Source organism: Clostridium senegalense JC122 (assembly GCF_000285575.1).
Lineage (GTDB): Bacteria > Bacillota > Clostridia > Clostridiales > Clostridiaceae > Clostridium_J > Clostridium_J senegalense.
Genome location: NZ_HE611051.1, coordinates 213,745 through 235,327 on the forward strand (window position 1 = coordinate 213,745; position 21,583 = coordinate 235,327).

General features: G+C 26.3%; 18 protein-coding genes and 1 pseudogene. 5 read left to right on the forward strand and 14 right to left on the reverse strand.

Annotated features, from left to right (window positions below; translation table 11 throughout):
* The coding region (locus CSGHG_RS23590; RefSeq protein WP_010294364.1) for a hypothetical protein at positions 1-715 on the reverse strand (715 nt) is incomplete at its 3' end.
* A gap of 5 nt (positions 716-720) precedes the next feature.
* A complete protein-coding gene (locus tag CSGHG_RS20350) occupies positions 721-1,086 on the reverse strand; it encodes a hypothetical protein (protein WP_010294367.1) in 366 nt (121 codons plus the stop codon).
* 214 nt (positions 1,087-1,300) lie between these two features.
* Here CSGHG_RS20350 and CSGHG_RS09205 point away from each other — a divergent pair, with 214 nt between their 5' ends.
* Positions 1,301-1,609, forward strand: coding sequence for a hypothetical protein (locus CSGHG_RS09205; RefSeq protein ID WP_010294368.1), 309 nt, complete (start codon positions 1,301-1,303; stop codon positions 1,607-1,609).
* 60 nt (positions 1,610-1,669) lie between these two features.
* Here the strand turns inward: CSGHG_RS09205 and CSGHG_RS09210 are convergent, their stop codons facing one another.
* Positions 1,670-2,965: a M18 family aminopeptidase gene (locus tag CSGHG_RS09210; protein WP_010294369.1), complete on the reverse strand. Its 1,296-nt coding sequence runs from the start codon at positions 2,963-2,965 to the stop codon at positions 1,670-1,672.
* 244 nt (positions 2,966-3,209) lie between these two features.
* On the opposite strand from CSGHG_RS09210, the gene CSGHG_RS09215 reads away from it, so the two are divergent.
* Both CSGHG_RS09215 and CSGHG_RS09220 read left to right on the forward strand, forming a co-directional pair.
* On the forward strand, positions 3,210-4,394 hold the full coding sequence (locus tag CSGHG_RS09215) for a cation diffusion facilitator family transporter (RefSeq protein ID WP_010294370.1): 1,185 nt from the start codon (positions 3,210-3,212) through the stop codon (positions 4,392-4,394).
* Positions 4,395-4,617: 223 nt separating this feature from the next.
* Positions 4,618-5,721 carry a PRK06851 family protein gene (locus CSGHG_RS09220; RefSeq protein ID WP_010294371.1) on the forward strand — a complete coding sequence of 368 codons (1,104 nt, stop codon included), beginning with the start codon at positions 4,618-4,620 and terminating at the stop codon, positions 5,719-5,721.
* Positions 5,722-5,886: 165 nt separating this feature from the next.
* Here CSGHG_RS09220 and CSGHG_RS20355 read toward each other — a convergent pair whose 3' ends face one another.
* Positions 5,887-7,644 (reverse strand): MutS-related protein, encoded by a 1,758-nt coding sequence (locus CSGHG_RS20355; protein WP_010294372.1) that lies wholly within the window; start codon positions 7,642-7,644, stop codon positions 5,887-5,889.
* A gap of 712 nt (positions 7,645-8,356) precedes the next feature.
* On the opposite strand from CSGHG_RS20355, the gene CSGHG_RS09235 reads away from it, so the two are divergent.
* Complete coding sequence (locus CSGHG_RS09235; RefSeq protein WP_010294373.1) at positions 8,357-8,536, forward strand: hypothetical protein; 180 nt, start codon at positions 8,357-8,359, stop codon at positions 8,534-8,536.
* A 233-nt stretch (positions 8,537-8,769) separates the two neighbouring features.
* Here the strand turns inward: CSGHG_RS09235 and katG are convergent, their stop codons facing one another.
* The 5 genes from katG to CSGHG_RS09265 form a co-directional block, all read right to left on the reverse strand.
* Positions 8,770-10,983, reverse strand: coding sequence for a catalase/peroxidase HPI (katG, locus tag CSGHG_RS09240; RefSeq protein WP_010294375.1), 2,214 nt, complete (start codon positions 10,981-10,983; stop codon positions 8,770-8,772).
* Positions 10,984-11,373: 390 nt separating this feature from the next.
* A complete protein-coding gene (locus CSGHG_RS09245; protein ID WP_026022294.1) occupies positions 11,374-11,886 on the reverse strand; it encodes a DUF3189 family protein in 513 nt (170 codons plus the stop codon).
* Positions 11,887-12,484: 598 nt separating this feature from the next.
* Complete coding sequence (locus tag CSGHG_RS09250) at positions 12,485-13,231, reverse strand: hypothetical protein (RefSeq protein ID WP_010294378.1); 747 nt, start codon at positions 13,229-13,231, stop codon at positions 12,485-12,487.
* 506 nt (positions 13,232-13,737) lie between these two features.
* The gene (locus CSGHG_RS09255; protein WP_026022295.1) at positions 13,738-14,412 is read right to left on the reverse strand and encodes a Dph6-related ATP pyrophosphatase; all 675 of its coding nucleotides are present in this window, start codon (positions 14,410-14,412) and stop codon (positions 13,738-13,740) included.
* Between the two features lie 725 nt (positions 14,413-15,137).
* Positions 15,138-15,569 carry a LytTR family DNA-binding domain-containing protein gene (locus CSGHG_RS09265; RefSeq protein ID WP_010294380.1) on the reverse strand — a complete coding sequence of 144 codons (432 nt, stop codon included), beginning with the start codon at positions 15,567-15,569 and terminating at the stop codon, positions 15,138-15,140.
* A 527-nt stretch (positions 15,570-16,096) separates the two neighbouring features.
* Here CSGHG_RS09265 and CSGHG_RS09270 point away from each other — a divergent pair.
* On the forward strand, positions 16,097-16,561 hold the full coding sequence (locus CSGHG_RS09270; protein WP_010294381.1) for a hypothetical protein: 465 nt from the start codon (positions 16,097-16,099) through the stop codon (positions 16,559-16,561).
* Between the two features lie 576 nt (positions 16,562-17,137).
* Here the strand turns inward: CSGHG_RS09270 and CSGHG_RS09275 are convergent.
* The 5 genes and pseudogenes from CSGHG_RS09275 to CSGHG_RS23880 all read right to left on the reverse strand — a co-directional run.
* Positions 17,138-18,691 carry a hypothetical protein gene (locus CSGHG_RS09275; protein WP_010294382.1) on the reverse strand — a complete coding sequence of 518 codons (1,554 nt, stop codon included), beginning with the start codon at positions 18,689-18,691 and terminating at the stop codon, positions 17,138-17,140.
* 371 nt (positions 18,692-19,062) lie between these two features.
* Entirely contained in the window at positions 19,063-19,245 is a 183-nt protein-coding gene (locus CSGHG_RS09280) for a hypothetical protein (protein ID WP_010294383.1), read from the reverse strand.
* Positions 19,246-19,505: 260 nt separating this feature from the next.
* Positions 19,506-20,603, reverse strand: a complete 1,098-nt coding sequence (locus CSGHG_RS09285) for a sensor histidine kinase (protein WP_010294384.1) — start codon at positions 20,601-20,603, stop codon at positions 19,506-19,508.
* Positions 20,600-21,286 carry a response regulator transcription factor gene (locus CSGHG_RS09290; RefSeq protein WP_010294385.1) on the reverse strand — a complete coding sequence of 229 codons (687 nt, stop codon included), beginning with the start codon at positions 21,284-21,286 and terminating at the stop codon, positions 20,600-20,602. The genes CSGHG_RS09285 and CSGHG_RS09290 overlap by 4 nt, the downstream gene beginning before the upstream one ends.
* A pseudogene (locus CSGHG_RS23880) lies at positions 21,279-21,583 on the reverse strand (hypothetical protein); the annotation flags it as partial. The pseudogene CSGHG_RS23880 and the gene CSGHG_RS09290, both read right to left, overlap by 8 nt.

Genomic DNA, 21,583 nt, shown 5'->3' on the forward strand with positions numbered 1-21,583 from the left:
TTTCGCTTACTTCCTTACATTTCATAGCCTTTTCAGCAATATAACTTTCTCTTATATCATTTTTTAATGATATTTCAGAAATAACTCTTCTATACTGATCTTTCGATTGAAAATCCATTTGATTATAGAAGCAATCTTTACTTAGTATTTTCTCTACAATAGAAACTCTTTCAAATATATATCTATAGTTTATCTTTGAGATTTCTATTAATGAATTTACTGAATTGGACAATAACATATTTCTTAAATTTTCTTTTTTATAAATATTTATTTCATTTAAAACTGAATTTACTTCTATAGATTTTACTAATTCTTTTAATTCTAATGTTATTTTTTCATCATCTTTACCTGTATCTTTTAAAATTGTTAATAACTTTAGTATAGTTTCTTTATCAACATCCTTATCTTTAATCAATGGATTTATATTCTTTTTTTCTAGACTTTTACTATATATATCTAAAGCCTTTTCTAAACTATTAATCTGACAATAAATTTCTTCTGATAACTTATCTATATATTGTATTATTACTACTTTTATCATGATTGGGAAATACCAAATTTCACCCATTGTTAATTTATTTTCTTTTTCATACTCTTCAATAAACTCTGTGATTGTATTTTCATCAATATACGCTAATCTATCATTTATAAAATTTAAGGCTAAAACATACACTCTTGGAAATCCACTAAATATACCATCTTTTATTCGTGGCAATTTTTTTAAGTTTTTCTTTTTAAGCTTTGTTTTAAATTTTTATATTCTTTATGTATTATATATATATTATCAATAATCCATTGGCTTCCACTAACAACAGAAGCTCTAGGATTATTTTTTATTTTTTCATATACTTTTTTAATATTTTTATAGTTTCTGTCCACAGTAACAGTTCTTATTTTTGAATTTAAAGAATAATCTACTGCGGAAGTCTCCAATGCTATCTCTTGAGCAATAATTGTAGCACTCTTACTACTTTTATTTATTTTTATACAATCTTTTAAAAATTTGTATTTATATACCAACTTATTATTTAAATATAAAATTATAAAGGTCAACACTACCAATAATGAAAAATATATATGTATCATAAACTCACTCCTTTATAAACACTATCTTTAAAAAATTATTGACATGTTATAAAGTAATTAATCATTTTCATACTATTCTCATTCAAACTAGCTTCTTAGTTCACATATTTATAATAAATTCAACTTGGAATCCTATATTAAAATTAAAATTTGATTGTAATATGAATTAAGTTTATAATTATAATAAAATTTAATATGAAATAGGAGGTAAATAATGTCAAACATACTTGTTATAATTTTACTCTTATTAGCAGGACTACAATTTTTCTTTGCATTTTTCATGCCTTGGAAAAAACTAGCTGATACATTTGAATCTAGTGGAGCTAAAATAAAAAATAAAAATAAATTTATTATAACTCAAAAAATACTTCATTTTTTAGTAGGGGCTTGCGTTTTATTAATAACATATGTTTCCTATAAAAATGATTTTCAACTTAATAAAGTAACAATAACACTTATTATTTCTCTTATGATTTTAGCAATTCTTCCAACTTTAAATAAAAAAATCAATATAAAATTTTAAAAACAAAAAACTATCCAATAAGTTATATTTTGCCTATTGGATAGTTTTCTATTTTACTAATTATAAATTATAAAACTCTAAAAATGATTTCATAACATAAGTGTGGTCATCCACTCCAGCTAACTCTCTTATAGAGTGCATTGCTAAAGTAGGGTTTCCAATATCAACTGAACGTATATTTATATGAGTTGAATTTATTGGTCCTATTGTTGATCCACCTCTTAAGTCTGAACGATTAACAAATTTTTGAACTGGAACTCCAGCTTTTTTACAAACCATTTCATATACTGCATCTGAATCTGCATCAGTTGTATATGCTTGATTTGCATTTACTTTTATAACTGGTCCTTTATTTATAAGTGGTCTACTTGTTGGGTCATGCTTTCCTGGATCAGCTGGATGAATAGCATGAGCATTATCTGCTGATATTATAAATGATTTCGCCAATGCTCTAAAGAATTCTTCTCTTCCTTTTCCTAATGATAAAACTATTCTCTCTAAAATATTTGAAAGCATCTCAGAGTCTGCACCTTGTTTTGTTGAACTCCCTATCTCTTCATTATCATAACAAACCATTACATTTGTTCCATTAGTTGTGTTAGCATTTATTAATGCTTCTATACCTGCATGAACCATTTGTAAGTCGTCTAACCTTCCCATAGATATAAACTCATCATTTAATCCAATTATACTTCCTTTTTCATACTCATATAAATATAAATCAAAATCTATAATTTCTTCTTTATTAACGTTTAACTCATTAGCTAATACATTTAATAAATAATTTCCTTTTTCAAGTTCTTCATTTACTAATGAAAGTATTGGTAATGTATGCTGTTGAGCATTAATGTCAAAACCTTTGTTTACATCCCTGTTCATATGTATTGCCATATTAGGAATTATTAATATAGGTTTTTTCACATTAATCAATTCTGTTTTAGGAAAAAGTATATTATCGCTTTTTAAAATTACTCTTCCTGCTATAGATAAAGGCCTATCAAACCAAGTACTTAATATTGGTCCACCATAAACCTCAGTATTTAATCTAATATAGGAATTTTCAACTGTCATTTCACAGTTTGGTTTTATTCTAAATGTTGGAGAGTCTGTATGTGCTCCAACTAATTTAAATCCATGTTCTTCAATTTCACCATTACCTACAGTAAAAGCTACTAATGCGGAATCATTTTTAGTTGTATAATACTTTCCACCTTTTTCTAAATCCCATTTAGAACTTTCTGATAATTCAACAAATCCTGATTTTTCTAATTTCCCTTTCACTGACTTAACTGCATGAAAAGCTGTAGGGCTTTCATATAAGAAATCTATAAGTTCTTTTGCAAATTTTATCGCCATAATACGAACACCTCCAAATTTAAATTCCAATTCTAGTATAACATATTAAAAATACCTAAGCATATGAAAAAAGTAATAGTTTAAAATTTAACTATATAGGATTCTTATGCAATTATTAAATTAGGTAATCTAAGACTTAGTTCAGTTAATAACTAAAATATACTAGTTATTCCTTTAATATATCTAATATGTTATAATTTAGTATTGAAATTTTATGGGTATACTAATTTTGGAGGTGCTTTTTTTGTTTTCAAATTTTTTAATTAAAAAATTCGTAAAAAATTATGATGATGTAAAAAATAAAGAAGTAAGAGAAAGATATGGTTATCTAGGTGGTATTATAGGTATCTTAGTAAATCTATTTCTATTTATAATCAAACTATCTGTTGGACTTATAAGTAATAGTATAGCTGTTATTGCAGATGCATTTAATAATTTATCTGACGTAGGCTCTTCTGTAATAACTATTTTTGGATTTAAACTTTCTAGTAAACCAGCAGATAAAGAACATCCATTCGGACATGGACGTATAGAATATATTTCTGCTTTAATTGTAGCTTTTTTAGTTATGTTAGTAGGATTTCAATTTATTTTATCCTCTATAGATAGAATTAAAAATCCAACTACTATAACTTTTGCTTGGATACCTTTTATATTAATACTAGTTTCTATCTTATTCAAATTATGGCTTAGCATATTTTATAAAAACCTTGGAAATAAAATTAATTCTTCTGCTTTAAAAGCAAGTTCTGTTGATGCTATCAGTGATGCAATTTCATCTAGTACAGTTGCCTTATCCTTATTTTTATCTAAATTTATTTCTTTTCCTATAGATGGTTATATGGGAATTATAGTTTCTTTAATAATTCTTTATGCTGGATTTAATCTAGTAAAAGATACCTTAGATCCACTTCTTGGCTCTGCCCCTGATGCTGAGTTAGTTGAAAATATACAAAAAGAAGTTTTAAAATATAATGAAATTCATGGTGTTCATGACCTACTAGTGCACAACTACGGGCCAGGAAGGATAATGGCTTCAATTCACGCTGAAGTTCCTTGTGATATTTCTATCATCAAAATACATGAAATAATTGATGCAGCAGAAAAAGAAATTTCAGATAAATTAAATATATTCTTAGTTATACATATGGATCCAATTAACACCAATGATGAGGAAATTTTAAAGGATAAGCTTTTAGTTGAAAACTTATTATTAAAATTTCCTATAATTAAATCTATTCATGATTTTAGAGTTGTAGGTGAAGGTGATATTAAAAATATTATATTTGATGCTGTAATAAATTCACATGAAAATCTTTCTAAAGATGATGAAAATAATTTAATTAAAAGTCTTAATGATGAAATAAAGAAAATTCATTCACATTATAATCTTTTAATAACAATTGATAGAGACTATTTAGGAATTTAATTTTTTTTCCATTAAAGATTAATTTTCAAAATTTGTGATTTATAGGAATAACAGAAATTATATTTTAGTTTCTGTTATTTTTTTACTTAAAATCCATAATAGTTGTATTTATTTTACAATTAATGCATAAATTAATATAAGAAAAATAATTTAACTATATTGGGTTAACTTATATATATTTAGTGAATATTATATATAGATAACAAATTTGGAGTGTGGTTTTATGTCAAAGAAACAAAAACATTACTTTTTAGGGGGAAATACATCAGTAGGATTTTACTCTCATTATGATTATATTCTGCCTCAAAATGAAGCTAGAAGAATAATATGTATAAAAGGTGGCCCTGGAACTGGTAAATCATCTTTAATGAAAAAAGTAGGAAACTTATTTTTAGATAAAGGTTATACTGTAGAATTTCACCACTGCTCCTCTGATAGCAATTCTTTAGACGGTGTTGTTATTAAAGGCTTAAATATAGCTTTATTAGATGGAACTTCTCCTCATGTTGTTGATCCAAAAAATCCTGGAGCAATTGATGAAATATTAAACATGGGACAGTGCTGGAATGAAGATGGTTTTAAAGAATATCGTGAAGATATATTGGATGTTCAAGATAAAATAAGTAAAAAATTTAAAAGAGCATATAGATTTTTAGCTGCAGCTAGAAATGTATATGAAGATTGGTATACTTTTAATAGAGAAACACTAGATTTTAATAAAGTTAATCATTTAAAGGAGAGCCTTAAAAATGAAATTTTCTCAGATGAAATTTCTTCAGTAGGCTTTGATAGACACTTATTTTCAACTGCATTTACTCCTGGCGGTGTTATAAGCTTTATTCCTAATCTAATAGAAGATGTGGAAAATGTTTATATATTAAAAGGTGCTCCTGGCGTTGGTAAAACTGAAGTATTAGCCTATTTAGCTGATGAAGCAGTAAAACGTGGTCACTATGTAGAAGTTCTTCACACACCATTAATGCCTGAAAAAATTGAGCACATCTTAATTCCTGATCTTAATACAGCTATAGTTACATCTAATGAAATTAACAAATTAGCTACTCAAGGCATTGTATATGATATGAATAAATTTTTAGATGAAGCATTAATAAAAGCTAATAAAGATGAAATAGAATATGTAAAAAATACTTTTTATATTCTTCTTAACAAAGCATTGTCTTGTATACAACAAGCTAAACATCTTCATGATGATTTAGAAAGTTACTATATTCCTAATATGAATTTTGATAAGATAGATGATGTATCTAATGAAATAATACAACGTCTACTTCAATATGAAAAAGAATATTTAGCTGAAAAACAATAAAAAGTTGGTATACATATGGGTTTAATCCATATATTTACCAACGAATAATTTAATATTATTAAGTTAGTGAACAGTGGTTTATAACTTAGGAAATTGACTTTCTGTTTCCTATAAAACTCTCCACTGCTCACTTTTATTTTTCATGTTAAAATAATATTACCTACTTTAATTTAAGGCTTTTTCTGATTCCATAGTTGCATTATCGGTTATAACTTTAGGATACCCTAAATATTTTAAAAGTTTTATAGCATTACCTGATTTACATACTCCATTTTTAAGCTTATAATCAAACACTAACCCTTCTTGCTCATCTACATCTTCACAGAAATAGTAACACTCATATTTTTCTTTAGATACTTCTGTTAATTCAATATCATGAGTTGCTACTAATGGTATTGCATTTTTATCAATAATATATTTTATTATCTCTCTTGCTGATGCAATTCTTTCTATTGGGTTAGTTCCTCTAAATATTTCATCTACCATGCATAATCCAGTTATATCCTCATCTATACTATTTAAGATTCTAAGCAATGCTTCACATTCACCTAAATAATAACTTGTTCCAGTATTAACATCGTCAGATACGCTTAAAGATGTTATAACCCTTAATAAACTAGCACTATATTCTTTTGCAACAACTGTATATATAGTCTGTGCAAAAAGCGCATTTATACCTAGCATTCTTAAAAATGTAGATTTACCTGCCATATTAGAACCAGTCAATATAACACCTTTTTTATCTAAAGAAAGCCCATTTGAAACAGCATCTTCTATTAAAGGATGTACACCATCTACTATCGAAAGTTTCTTCTTTTCATCTACAAAATTAGGTTTGCAATAATACTCTAATCTTTCTCTATAACTGGCTATAGAAATAAGAGCATCTATTTCTCCAACTGTTTTATAAACTTCTATCAACTTGTCTCTATTTTGTTGTATTGTATTTATTATATCGTAATATCCTCTTATCTTTGTTAAAAACAAGACATTTATATACTCTATAAATACATCTGCCCCTTCACTAGCCATTAAATATGTTGCCTTACGTTCTATAACATTAAAATATTTTATATTTTCTTTTAATATATTTTGATGTTCTAATAACGCACCATTACTCTTAACCTTATTTAACCCTTTTGCACAAGTTATAAGACTTGCAGCATAAGCTATTGAACTTACTTCATCTTCTATTTGTTTTTCAGATTTATAGTTTATAGAAGAGTTTAATGCAAAGCTTCCAAATAAAAACAATAATGCTTTAGCTCCTATAAAAAAGAACATAATTATTGCTACTATTGGAAGTAACGCTGCCAATTTATAAATATATTTCTTTGCTTGAACAATATTAGTTTTACTATTGAATAAGCTTATAATGTTTCCTTTTCTTTGTTTTCCAAGTGATAATAATGCTACCTGACTTTCCTCTCTCAACGTATCATTTTCTCTAAATTCTTCAATAATTTTATCACGTTTTAAAAGTTCTTGTACTTTTGTTTTAGGTGTTCTTAATGTGTAATACAGAATTTGTTGCCCTGCTGTTGTAATTGCAACATCAATTTTTGAAAATACATCTTTTAAGTCTAAATCACTAGCACTCTGATCATCTAATATGTAGTAATCTTTTTCTTTTAATTCTTCTGGGTGAAATTTTTCAAAGAAATTCCCAATTCTCTTAAAATCCCTTTTTTCATTCTCTCCATAAGGCCATTCTTCTTTTAGTTTTATCATTTTTTCTATTTTTTTATGTTTTCTATAGAAATACATAGTAATAGCTATAAATATAAGAACAACTATAAACCCTATACCATAATACATAGGAGACTTTTCTCTGCCTAAATAAAACGTTCCTACAACGGATCCAAAAGTTATTCCTAAAAAAAACATAAAAATGGTTTTAGCCATCATTAACTTACTATCCATTAACTCTCTCCCCCTCATTTTTTTTAATTTTCATGTTCAAGTAAACTTCTATCTTAAATTACATATAAATCTTAAAGCTCTTTAAACATCCTCTATATCAAAATTAGTTTATACTTTAATTCTAAATTTTTCAAGAAAAAATTATATAATGCTATTAGTAACTAATACTTTTATATGGAAACAAGCTCGCATTTAAATTTATTCAATAGCTTCAAAATATTTTTATGCAAAATGTAGCGTTGAATTTGAAGTGATTCGGAGCATGTCTCACTATTTTGGGTATCCAAGTTTTGGAACGAGTAATTTTAAAAGTCAACTTGGAACCCTATACAACAATCAAATTTCAAAATCATATATTTTAAATTATTCAAACTGATTTCTTTGCTTTTTTGTAAAAATATAGATATATAAACTAAATTTAAAACTTGTGTCCCTATATATCATAGTGTATAATAATTTTTCTAATTAAGAAAACTATATATTCACAACCATATTTATAGTGAAATAATATTAACTTAGGCATATGAAAAGAAATAAGCGACCTCATGTTCTAAGCATATTAGTCTATTATTTATTTGATTATAACTTATATTAAAGGAGATTTTTTTATGTTTGAAATAATTGAAAGAGACTTAGAGGATATTTTAAAAGAAAAATTAAAAGTTGCAATTTTGCAATTGAAAATATTGATTCTTTAGAAAGTATAAAACATATGGATAAAGTATATTTATCTAGAGCACAATTTAGACTTACTCTAATTAAGGAATTTAATCATGATGATACCTATGAAGAAGTATTAAAAGATGTTGAGGAAGCCTTAAAGATAAACCCAAACAACTTAAATGGACAAAAGCTAAAAGTAGAAGTTGAAGAATTACTTAAAAATAGTTAAATAAAATTTATACGTTATATTAAACAAAATAACAGGATAAAGATTGCTAAGCATTTTTTATGTTTTATAAAAAATTAGAGCTTACTCATATCCGTCCATTAGTAGATTCTATTACTTATATTTAATACTAAATTTATAATATAAATTTCTTCATAATAATTTTTTCTTCATACATTATCTAAAAATAGCTAGTAAAATTTTTATTATTTTACTAGCTAAAATTTAATTAATATTTATTTTTTTATATCAAAACGATCTGCATTCATTACTTTATTCCATGTTGTTACAAAATCTTGTATGAACTTTTCTTTATTATCATCAGATGCATAAACTTCTGCAACTGCACGCAATTGTGAGTTTGAACCAAATATAAGGTCAACCCTTGTTGCCATCCACTTCACATTTCCTGTTTTCCTATCATAACCCACAAACTTTTCTTTAACATTCGGTAAAGTCTTCCACATGGTATTAATATCAAGAAGATTTACAAAGAAATCATTTGTAAGACATTCTTCTTTATCGGTAAACACCCCCTCCTGTGACTGTTTATAATTAGTGTTCAACACACGCATACCGCCAATTAATACTGTCATTTCTGGAATAGTTAATGATAATAGTTGTGCTTTATCTATTAACATTTCATCTCCTGTTACTTCATAATTATCTTTCATATAGTTTCTAAATCCATCGGCCTTAGGTTCAAGTACATTAAATGACTTTATATCTGTTTCCTCTTGGGTTGCATCCGTACGTCCTGGAATAAAAGGAACAGTTATGTTATACCCTGCATTTTTTGCAGCTTTTTCTATGCCAACACATCCACCTAATACAATAATATCAGCTAAGGAAACCTTTTTATCCTTTGAATGTGCATTATTAAAACTACTTTGAATTTTTTCTAGTACTTTTAATATTTTGTTAAGCCTTTCTGGCTCATTAACTTCCCATTCTCTTTGTGGCTTTAATCGTATTCTTGCCCCATTTGCCCCTCCACGCTTATCTGACCCACGAAATGTTGATGCAGATTCCCATGCTGTTGTTACAAGGTCTGATATTGATAAGCCTGAATCTAAAATCTTTTTCTTAAGCTCTGAAATATTCTTTTTATTAATCAATTTATAGTTAGCTTTTGGGATTGGATCTTGCCAAATAAAGCTTTCTTTTGGAACTTCTGGTCCAAGATATCTTGATATTGGTCCCATGTCTCTATGAGTTAATTTGAACCAAGCACGAGCAAAATCTTCTTGAAACTTTTTAGGATTTTCTAAATAGTCCTTTGCTATAGCTCTATAAATAGGATCATAAATAAGGGCCAAATCTGCCGTGGTCATCATAGGTCTATGCTTTTTTAAAGGATCATAAGCATCAACTACCATATCCTCTTCATCAACATTTTTTGCTAACCATTGATAGGCTCCTGCTGGACTTTTAACTAATTCCCATTGATATTTAAATAATGTTTTTAAGTAGCCCATTGTCCACTTTGTTGGCTCAGCCTTCCATGCTCCTTCAAGCCCACTACCTATTGTATCTGGACCTTTACCAGTTTTATAGCTATTTTTCCATCCTAAACCTTGCTGTTCTATAGGTGCAGCTTCTGGTTCTGGTCCAACATAAGTAGGTGATGCAGCACCATGACATTTACCAAAAGTATGTCCACCTGCTATAAGTGCAACAGTTTCTTCATCATTCATTGCCATACGAGTGAATGTTTCCCTTACTTCTTTTACTGATGCCTTAGGACTTGGATCTCCATTGGGACCCTCTGGATTTACATAAATTAAGCCCATCTGTACAGCCGCTAAAGGATTTTCAAGTTCTTTATCTTCTTTATCCTCTTTATCCTGTTCATCACGTTCATTTCCAAGCCACTTTTTTTCACTTCCCCAGTAAATATCCTCCTGCGGTTCCCAAACATCCTCTCTTCCGCCACCAAAACCAATTGTCTTTAGTCCCATAGATTCAAATGCACAATTACCTGTTAATATCATAAGGTCAGCCCAAGATATTTTATTTCCATATTTCTTTTTAATTGGCCAAAGTAAACGACGTGCTTTATCTAAATTTATATTATCTGGCCAGCTATTAAGTGGTGGAAAACGTTGAAGTCCTTGTCCTCCCCCTCCTCTACCATCACCAATTCTGTAGGTTCCTGCACTGTGCCAAGCCATACGAATAAAAAATGGTCCATAATGGCCATAATCAGCTGGCCACCATTCTTGTGAGTCTGTCATCAACTTATATAAATCATTTTTTAGTTCGTAATAATCTAGCTTTTCAAATTCTTCAGCATAGTTAAAATCATTAGACATAGGATTACTTTTCTCACAATTTTGACGAAGTACATTAAGCTTAAGCTGGTTTGGCCACCAATACTCATTAGTGGTTCCTTCTCCTGCTACTGCTTTACTTCTTCTTCCTGTCATAGGACATCTTATTTCTGACATAACATTATCCTTTCTTATATAAATACTATTACAGTAAATTATATAAATACTTAACTATTACTATGCCTTAATTCGTAGATAGTAAATATTAAAATTTTTAGTTGTATCAATATTTATACAAAACAATAGGCAAAATCTAAAAAGTAGATAATTACTTAAAAATTACTAATATCAAGTTAATTTATTTCCATGAAAATAAAAACCTTGAATCTACAAATATGTATTTTCAAGGTCTAGTTATATTTTTATAGTTAATAAGACTAATTTATTAATTATAAATATTTATGTACACACTAATATAAAAAATTCTCTGATTATAATTAATTTTAAATCCTTAATTTTTTATTATATTAGGTTTTATATAATATAACATCTCATTTGTCTTTAAAATTATTTCTTCTTAAATTCCTTATTATCTAAAATAATAACCTCTGACTTATCTTCCTTTGCTTCTTTTTTTGTATTATTTACAAGTTTTATAATATCCTTATAAGATTTTTTTGCTCCCTTTATAAGCAAAGGTACTCCTATAAAATCAATTTTTAACATCCTAGAAAATAATCCGCCAAAAGTCATTGGTAATGGCACCGTCGGAGACGTATTAGAAAATATAATTTTCTCATTTAATAGATCTTGTTTATGGAGCATAGAAGCTAAATTATATAATCCTGGAATTAAAACTTTTGAACGTCCTCTACCTACAACATAGACTTCATTTCCATCTTTATCACTACCATAATAAAAAAGTTCTCCACGATTTCCATATACTAACTTATTAAAGTTAGGTAAATTCAAGATTTCATCCTTAGTCGGTTCTCTAGTTTCATCTAGCATTTCTAAGTGATAAGCCATTGCTAGAATAGATGAGTGGGTTCCTCCATAACAGTTATATATATATATCATTAAATCACCTAATTTCTTATTTTTAATTTTTCTAACAATTGTAGTATATACATTAAGTATCAGAATTAAACAGTCTTTAAACAAGTTTTATCCACAGTCTTCAATTTTTGTATAATTTATATTACCACTATCAAATCTAATTTCTTAATAGTTCATGTATATTTAATTGCAGTAGCACAATAATATAACCATATAAAATTCCTGTCTTAACTAGTATAATTATATGATTTACCCAGGTCCCCTATATATTTAAATTTTTGCACATAATTTTTCTGCAATGATTTCAAGAAAATAACATAATGATTTTTATTACATTCAAAGATAACTATAATCCACTTTCTTTTAATTTTTTCTATTTCGTCATAAACCGAATTTTTAACAAAAAATTCTGATAAAAAAGCTCTAACATAAACTGCTGGAGCTTTTAATCTATGATAAGATTATTCACTGTATGCCTGATTTCCAGTTAAATGTAAAAAAGATAAGCTTATCACATGCTAATCAATTATATGTTTATTATCCTTAAAAAATTTCATTATTTATGATTCAGTTCTCCGTAACTACGTAGGAGTATACTATGGATTCTTTCATTATCCAATTATAGGACTATGTTTTTTTTAATTTGCCTTATTAAGTTTCCCTTATTTTCTTTCAGTTGAGTAATTCTATTTACATTAGCTCCAGATGGATGTGGAAATCCTTTAAGAATCTGTTTTTCACAAATAATTTCTTCTTCTGATAACTTACATAGTACCTCTTCAACTGCTCTGCCTAAGGGTATTATTAATATATTTTTAAAATTTTCAATGTCATTAAGTTCTTTAATAAAATTATTATATACATATTTCATTAAGAACTTACTTTTTAATAATTTAGGTGTATGTCCTGAATAATTCTGTTTCTTTACAAACACAGGATAAGGTATCAGTGATACAGTATGTAGTAAGTAATCTTTATCTTCAAATAAGGCAGAACAACTATTTATACTTAACGCCTCATTAAGTTTTATATCATCTAACATACTAATTATATTTTTTCTTAAGCTTCCACTAAATCTACCAGCCACCTTACATTTATATTGAATTTCTTCAATATCAGTTTCTAGTTCTAGTTCTTTTCGAGCAGTGGAAATAGCTGTGCTCATTTGTTGGAATCCAGGTGTTATTCCAATAATGAATATCTTGGCTTTTGAGTTTAAATAATCATTGTGTGGAGCATAATATATTTCTATATTTCCGTTTTTTTCTATAAGCAAATCATCTATTAATAATTCACTTTTTTCATATTTATCTTTTATAGGAAGCTGTTTTATAACTTCTTCATATTCATATAATGTTTTTTTCATACGTCCCTCGCTATCTTAGTTTTTATTATTTATAATATCCTTTTTATTGTACTTCTAAAAACTGATTATATTCTGCTGACAATTATATTTTTATTATCTCCTGTATTTTATATTTTTTACTTTTATTATTTCTTACTTTAAGAACTCAATAGAATATCTGTGTCAAAGTGTTGGAACTTTATTATAGAAGTCATAAACACCCGTAAAACGGGTGGCTTGCTCACCCCCTACAAGGATGTATTACTTCCAACACCTAAATGGTGTTAGCTTTTATTTTATTTAAGCCATTGTGGATATGGCATTAAGAACAGGGTTTAATGAATACACAATTCCAAGATGGAAATCAACCTTTAAAATTTAAAAATACTTTGAAGAACAAATAGGAACATCTATTTATAATATTTTACCGAATGTAAAATTATTTAATAGAGCAAACGCTTTATTTCATAACAAAATTCATAAAAAGCCTTAGAACAACTAATTAGTTATTCTAAGGCTTTGTTCTATTATATTTCTAAAGTTAGATACATATACTGTCCATCTGAAGTAATATCTCCCTTTTTAACTTTTATTTCTTCTTTAAAAAGTGGCCCTGCTATAACTGCAGTATGAAATTCCCCACCTTCTCCACAAGGATCAATACCTCTTTCTTCAAGTTCTTTCATATAATCAAAAGTAAGTACTTTTCCAAGGTCTTCTTTCTTCATTCCTTTTTTTGTATCAATTGTTATAACCTTAGTTATAAATCCTAAAGAAATAAATTCCTTAACTACTTCTTTGTGATCCATTTTCCAAAGAGGTATTCCAAGCTCAAGTCCTACACTATGAGTAACTCTTTCATGCCAACACTCATTCTCAGGAACATCAATATCCCCTGTTACAAGAACTTGAGCTCCTTGTCCTTTTGCTTCTTTTAATATTTCTACAAATACTTTTTCATAGTTATCCCAATTTGCTGCTCCTATAAAAAGAGGTATTCCTATTGCTTTTGCTTGTTCTTTAAGTACATCTGTAAATAAACTATGAGCTCTTGACCTTTCTCCATCTTCCTCCATCATTACAATAATACCTAAAGCTGTCCCCTGTTCCATAGCTTTGTATAAAGCTAAAGTACTGTCTTTGCCACCACTATATGAAGCTATAAATTTTTTATTCTTAGCACCATCAATCCAATTCTTCATTACTATACCTCTACTCCCAAATTCATATGTTTTTCTATAATTTTTCTTGTGTGTTAAATACATTATTAATCAACTTCTATAATTCATTTATAATTAAATTTTCTCCATTTATCTAAAAAAATGAATTATATTTTAAATTATACTATAAAAGATTTAAAATCATATTAAAAATCTTCATTATTCATGGTACCCTTCCCCATATTAGTAACAAGTAATGTTTTATTTATAATTACATCTTTTCTATATTTACTTATTTGTACTTTGATATTTTTTCAACTTATTATTTAAATCATTTGTATCTACTAAATTCATAACATAAATACTATATCTCATAGCTATAATTGCACATTGAAGTATAATAAATAGTAGAACACCTAACCAAGGCTCTATTATAGGAAACCATTTGAATATTATTGCTGCTCCAACTATTAATATATTAGTTACTACAGTCCATAAAATTGTATTTTTTCTTTTCTTATCTTTTGAAAGAATATCATAATTTTTAAAAGAAAAATGTTCTATTAATGCAACTATAAAGGCTACAATACAAGTTTCGAATAGAGTAAATATACTAATTGTATTTACTCCTTTAATTAAATTTACTATTGAAATAAAAATACTATACCTAACGAATATAAAGCCATTTTGGGTTTTACTTGTGATCCAAATTTATAAAATTTATTAAAAGCATCCATTATTAACTACCTCACTTAAATTATTTTCTTTCAAGTTTTTTGTCTTAAAATAGGTGCATAATGTCTTGATACAATTATTTTTTCATTACTTTTCAAATAAACTTCAATCCTTCCTGAAGTGTAACTTTTAAGACTTTTTATTTTATGAAGATTTATTATTATAGATTTACTTATCCTTAAAAATCCAACATCTGAATAGCTACTTTCTATTTCAGCTAAATTTAATCCAGTTTGAAATACATCTTCCTTTGTATATACAAACACTTTTTCATCTACAGATTCACAATAAAAAACTGAATCTGGTGATAATAGTATTAATTCACTTTTTTCTTTAAACACACATAATTTTTGTGTTCGTGACTTTAATAAAGATAATATATGAAGCATTTCTTCATCTATGCTTTTGCATCTTAATATAATTTCATTTTCTTCTACATCTGTATGCTCAACAGTAATTTTCATTATTACCTCCCAAAACTTTAATAAGAATTCTTATATTCTTAGTATATAGCTATTAATTTTAATCGGCAATTTTATGTTTCTAAGTTGTATTAAATGTCTGGTAAGATACATTTCTACTATGAATTATTACTTTCTTAAGAATAAGAAAAACTACTAGAACTTAATGCATATTAACAATTTTTATACTTTTTATTAACAACTTATAACTATTAAGTCCACTTTCTTTATTGTGTACTGCTATTCTAAATTGTTATTATAATAATTGCTACTATATCATTGAACAGTAAATGATATAGTTTTTTCTTAATGTAAATTATTTTAACTTTTAAATCTTTACTTTATTAAATTATAAATTGGAATTTGAATAATTGATACTCTTTAACGGATTAAATTTAAAAGCAATTTTCAAAAAAATTCTCTTAAAAAAAATAAAGAATTCCTTTATAATAAATAATATAAAAATATTGACGCGTATAATTGTTCAGCGTGAAATGTTTTAATTCACTAAGAAAAGATGGACATGTAGTATGGAAATTTGTATGAAACTACCGAGAAACAAGAAGGAGTTTGCATTATTTTTATTAAGTATTTCAATAATATCAGTGAATATAATTGCACCATTGATTACTTGCTTTGAAGTTGAGTTTCATATGTATGTATGGGCAGATGCAATAAAAGTAATTCCTTTTATTTGGATTTGTGTGATTGCCTTAATTTTAATCACATATAAACCTGCTGAATGGTTGACGGCAAAAATAGTAGATAAAGAAGACAGTTTTAATTCTCATATCATTATAAATATTTTATGTACGGTATTTTTAATGTCAATATTTTTGACTGTAATTTGTACATGGATAGGAAATAGGCAAGTTAACATGAAACCAATTCGAATGTTCTTTTATAAGTGGCCACATAATATTGCAATTTCCTTTGCAGTAGTGATATTTATTGCACAGCCAATAGAAAGATTTGTTATGTTAAAAATATATTAGATTAAAGATAAAAAAAGTATATTAAAATAGTAAAAGACTGCTTTAGCAGTCTTTTCATTATTTATAACAAATTACCATTTGTCTACTATCTACAAATCATTTTTCTGTTTTATTATAATATATTTTGTAAGTATAGTATTACCTATGATACGATTCTCCGTGTTGTTAGCAAGTGATGTTTGTAAATCGTATATTTTATGTTATTCTTCTATTACTTTTATCTTTATAAATAAAAGAGTATTCCATTTGTAGGATTTCTTCGCTTCACATTAATTTATTTTTATATATAATAAATACTTTTGACACTTCTTTAAGAATATATCTTAATGTATTCTTTAATCCATCTTTTAGTTTATTTGTTGTTTTGTACAAACCATTGTTAAAACACATATTGAATACTTAATAAACACTGTTAATATATAGTTATATTAGTAATTTTTCATTGACTCATTAAACTGCATATACTTTATACCATATCTGTTGACTAATAATTTGTTCACACATAGCATTTACGTTGATTTTATTTTCAATTTTACATTTTTTATTGCACTCAATCCAATTTTCATATAAGTTGAATTATTCTAGAAGTTTTTTTAATTCTTCACTACATCCTTTAACACAACTTATATATTTTTCAATATTTTTTTTGGTATTATAAAGAAATACATTTATTTTTTCGTTTTGAGGAGAAGTTCTTATTTTTTCTTTATATATTATTTTGAATTCTTCTTTAGTTATATCATTAAAGTCTTCTCTATTATTACTAATTGTTAATAATAAGCTTGATGAAGCATTATATAATTCATCTATACTTTGAAGTTCCCATCTGCTTAATAAATTATCATATGAAGCTTTTATTACTTCACTTTCCTTAGTTAATAGATAAGCATTTCTAATTATTATATTAAAAATAATATCACTATCATTTTCCTTAACATCCTTATCTTTAAGTATTCCATTCTGATAAGACAATAGTAGTAAGAACTTAGAAAGTGCAATTTTCTTTACTTTTGATAAATCCTCATATTTTTGTTGATTTAACCCTTTGGAGAAAATAAACATCACAATGCCCACAACTAATCCTACACAGCAAATTTGAGTTATAATTTCTTTTACCCTAACTATATCTAATACAAAGTTTAGTCTAATTATGTCTTTTATATCTACTTCTGAATTACAGTAAATAAGTGCTAGAAGTGATACTACTATGAGCACAATACTACTCATATAATAAAGCTTTGCTCTTTTCATATAATTATCCCCTATTCGTCCTTCTAAATATTTTTTAAACTTAAATAAATTTTTTTCTAACTCTTTGCTATTTAAACTCTCTATCCACACATATGCTCCTTTATCTAGTAGCATAGATAAACGATACAAGCTTATTCTACCAAACTTTACAATTTCAATTTTCATTCTTTTCTTGTCTTCATCTCTACCTTTTAGCCGAATAAATATCTGTTCATATTGATTATATACTGCTAATCCATATACTACTGGCATATTTAATATAATTAATATTATAGGCAAAATAAAAACTTTTATAGTTTGAAAATCATATAGTTGTCTCCACTCCATTACTAAATTGCTTATAATGAAATATATTAAATAACACCCTATCAACCCCCGAAAGTTATCTAATAATTTCTTTACTTTAATATATTTCTTGTCACTATCAGCCACATAATATAAGTATGTACCAATTGTAACTATCGGTATAATAAGTATTTCTATCCATAATGAAAATGACCAAAATCCTACAATAAAAGATATTAAAATAACCCATTTTATATTTTCCCTTATAAGCTTTCTAAAAAAATACTGATCTTTAGCCTTTTCTAATGCCCTTATGAAAATAGGAATTTCAACAAAAATCACCCAAAATATAGTATCTTTTAGCAAGTATATATTCCAAAATCCAATATACTGTAATATATTTATAATTCCTACCAAAAAGCATATAAAAACAATATAAAACAATATAAACTTTCTACAAAATATAATAGGTAGAACACTTTTATAAAATTTTCTGCCAATCTTATTAAGACTTAATACTATCATAATAGTTAGTATCCACAAAATAGAAGCTATTTCTCTATTTGAAAAAATTTGTTGAACTTTTGATAACATTTTTCGCCCCCTAACACCAACTTAATTTTATGTATTTTTATGTTATATACCATATATTTGAAATTCTACTTCTTATATTATATTGTATTAATGCATAAAATACAAAATATATAGTAATCCATTCTCTATTTTAGATTTATTCTCACTAATTTATTCTTAGATAAACTAGTATTTTTATTTATAAAAGTAATGTTAGTCATTGATATTACTTGACTAAGGTTATTTTTCTCACTTACTATGATACGGAGAATAGTATCAGTAGTAAGTGAGGTTTTTAATGTCTTCAATTTAATATATCAATTAGCTTATTTATTATTTTTCTTTTTACTAAACTTATGACTTTCAAACCCATTATACATAACATCTTTTGCTTAGAAATTAAAATAACCTTTGTTTATATTAATAGTCACGTCTTCACCAATTAACATTTTAAAGTCCTTTTTCATAAAATTAGATATCTCTTTCACATCTTCATAAAAATTAATACTTACTATTAATTCATCTACATTTATTATTAGTTCTATAAACTTTTCCTTTTGAAATCTTATACTCATTTATTACAACTTTATTCCTATATACCTAGGATTCCTCTATTAAGCTACTCCGTTAAATATTAAAATCTGATTTTACACTTTCAACATCATGTACCACATAATAAGCAGTATCATATATTCTATTAGACGTGATTTATGCATTTATATTACTTATAAACTCCTTATTTTCAAATATAAAAACAACTTTAGATAACTTTTAACTTTAAGCATTCTCAAATTTTTAACATATTAAAACAATAATAAAATAAAACTTAAAGAAACTAATCTTTAAGCTTTATTTTAGGTTCAACAGGTATTTCTATATTAATTGTAATAATTCTATTCATATATTCAGCCCATATTTTTCCATTATGTAATTCAATAATTTTTTTAGCAATAGCAAGTCCAAGACCTGAACCTCCATCTTCTGTTCTTGCTTTATCAATTCTATAAAACTTATCAAAAATTTTATTTAAGTCATCAAGAGGCATAACCTCGGTCTCATTTGATATAGAAATCGCTACTTTTCTATTATCTATATTAAGTCTTACATATATATTAGACGGTTTGGTACTGTATTTTTTTGCATTAATCAAAATATTATCAAATACCCTAACTATTCTTTCTATATCAATTTTAACAGTAGCATCCTTATCCGGAATGTCCAGTTTAATTATCATGCCTTCCTTTTCAAAGATAGGTATGTATTCTCCTATTAACTGTTCAAGTAAACTACCTAAATCAACTTTATTGTAATTTAAGTCTATTTTAGGACTTGATAGTTTAGTGTATTCAAATAGTTCATCTATTAATTTCTTTAGGTTTTGAGATTTATTATAAATTATTTCAATATAATTATCGAACTGCTCTTTATTCTTATAATTTCCCATTCTTAGTAAATCAATATATCCAACTATAGAGGTTAATGGAGTTCTAAGGTCATGAGAAACACTTGAAACAAGTTCATTTTTTACATTTTCGCTTTCTCTTTCAACATCAAACTTATGTTTTAGTTCTAAGGACATAGAATTTATATTTGCAAAAAGTTCAGCTAACTCATCATTTCCTTTAATTTCAATACGCTCACCTAAGTTGCCATTTGCAATACTCTTAACCTTTTCTGACGCATACTTTATGTATTTTATTTTCTTATTAATAAGAAACAAAAAAGTAATAATAAATACACAAATGGTAATAAAAAATATCAATAAGTAAGAAATATTAAAGTATAATACATTTATATTTTCAGGATTAGCCATGTAAAAGAGGATAACATATTGTGAAATAACTATAAATATTATTAAAGATATAATAAAACTTATTGCTACTGCTAATATTAACTGAGTACCTATTCTACCGGTAATTTTATTTTTAATCATATCTTATAGCCTACTCCCCATATAGTCTTTATATAAATAGGATTTTTAGGGTCATCTTCAATCTTTTCTCTTATATTTGTTATATGCACCATTACAGTATTGTTAGATTTTAAAAAATCCTCTTTCCATACTGCCTCGTATATTTTGCTAATACTTAGAACTATACCCCTATTTCTTACAAGGAGTTCAAGTATATCAAATTCTTTAGGTGTAAGTCTTATATCCTTATTTCTAACTAAAACCTGTCTTGTATCTGTATTTATTATTAAATCTCCTACCTCTATTATATTAGTATTGATATTTTCTTCCTTGTTGTATTTTTTATACCTTCTTAGTTGAGATTTTACTCTTGCCATTAGTTCCATTGGATTAAATGGCTTTATCATATAGTCATCAGCACCGGCAGCTAAACCATGGATTTTATTCATGTCTTCTGATTTTGCTGAAAGCATAATTATAGGCATATTTTCTAAATTTCTTATCTTAATACAAGCTTCTATCCCATCCATTTCAGGCATCATTATATCTAATAAAATTAAGGATATAGTTTCTGTTTTTAGGATATTCAATGCTTCTATAGCATTTCCTGCTCTTACCGTTTGATAACCTTCATTTTCTAAATATACAGAAATAAGATTTCTGATTTCTTCATCATCATCCACAATTAATATTTTATCATTCATAATTTAATTCGCTCCTCTTACCATAAAAATTTATGTTATTCTTCTTGCTACAATACAAAATATATGCAGGTGGAATATTTATAAATTCTTTTTGTATGCTGATTGATTCAAAGTATTTATTTATAAACTCTTTCTTTAATAAAGTATATTGAAATGTAATAAAATTGCCCTCTTCTTTTAAAATATTTCTTGTTTTATTTAATATATTTGAGGATACATTCTTAGGTAAACTCGCAAAAGGAAGATCTGATACAACATAATCAACATAAGGTATGTTATATTTTTTTAAGTATTTAT

Coding starts and splice junctions, on each gene's coding strand:
- CSGHG_RS20350 (WP_010294367.1), bottom strand. CDS start 1,086: ATGATACATATATATTTTTCATTATTGGTAGTGTTGACCTTTATAATT.
- CSGHG_RS09205 (WP_010294368.1), top strand. CDS start 1,301: ATGTCAAACATACTTGTTATAATTTTACTCTTATTAGCAGGACTACAA.
- CSGHG_RS09210 (WP_010294369.1), bottom strand. CDS start 2,965: ATGGCGATAAAATTTGCAAAAGAACTTATAGATTTCTTATATGAAAGC.
- CSGHG_RS09220 (WP_010294371.1), top strand. CDS start 4,618: ATGTCAAAGAAACAAAAACATTACTTTTTAGGGGGAAATACATCAGTA.
- CSGHG_RS20355 (WP_010294372.1), bottom strand. CDS start 7,644: ATGGATAGTAAGTTAATGATGGCTAAAACCATTTTTATGTTTTTTTTA.
- CSGHG_RS09235 (WP_010294373.1), top strand. CDS start 8,357: ATGGATAAAGTATATTTATCTAGAGCACAATTTAGACTTACTCTAATT.
- katG (WP_010294375.1), bottom strand. CDS start 10,983: ATGTCAGAAATAAGATGTCCTATGACAGGAAGAAGAAGTAAAGCAGTA.
- CSGHG_RS09245 (WP_026022294.1), bottom strand. CDS start 11,886: ATGATATATATATATAACTGTTATGGAGGAACCCACTCATCTATTCTA.
- CSGHG_RS09250 (WP_010294378.1), bottom strand. CDS start 13,231: ATGAAAAAAACATTATATGAATATGAAGAAGTTATAAAACAGCTTCCT.
- CSGHG_RS09255 (WP_026022295.1), bottom strand. CDS start 14,412: ATGAAGAATTGGATTGATGGTGCTAAGAATAAAAAATTTATAGCTTCA.
- CSGHG_RS09265 (WP_010294380.1), bottom strand. CDS start 15,569: ATGAAAATTACTGTTGAGCATACAGATGTAGAAGAAAATGAAATTATA.
- CSGHG_RS09270 (WP_010294381.1), top strand. CDS start 16,097: ATGGAAATTTGTATGAAACTACCGAGAAACAAGAAGGAGTTTGCATTA.
- CSGHG_RS09275 (WP_010294382.1), bottom strand. CDS start 18,691: ATGTTATCAAAAGTTCAACAAATTTTTTCAAATAGAGAAATAGCTTCT.
- CSGHG_RS09280 (WP_010294383.1), bottom strand. CDS start 19,245: ATGAGTATAAGATTTCAAAAGGAAAAGTTTATAGAACTAATAATAAAT.
- CSGHG_RS09285 (WP_010294384.1), bottom strand. CDS start 20,603: ATGATTAAAAATAAAATTACCGGTAGAATAGGTACTCAGTTAATATTA.
- CSGHG_RS09290 (WP_010294385.1), bottom strand. CDS start 21,286: ATGAATGATAAAATATTAATTGTGGATGATGATGAAGAAATCAGAAAT.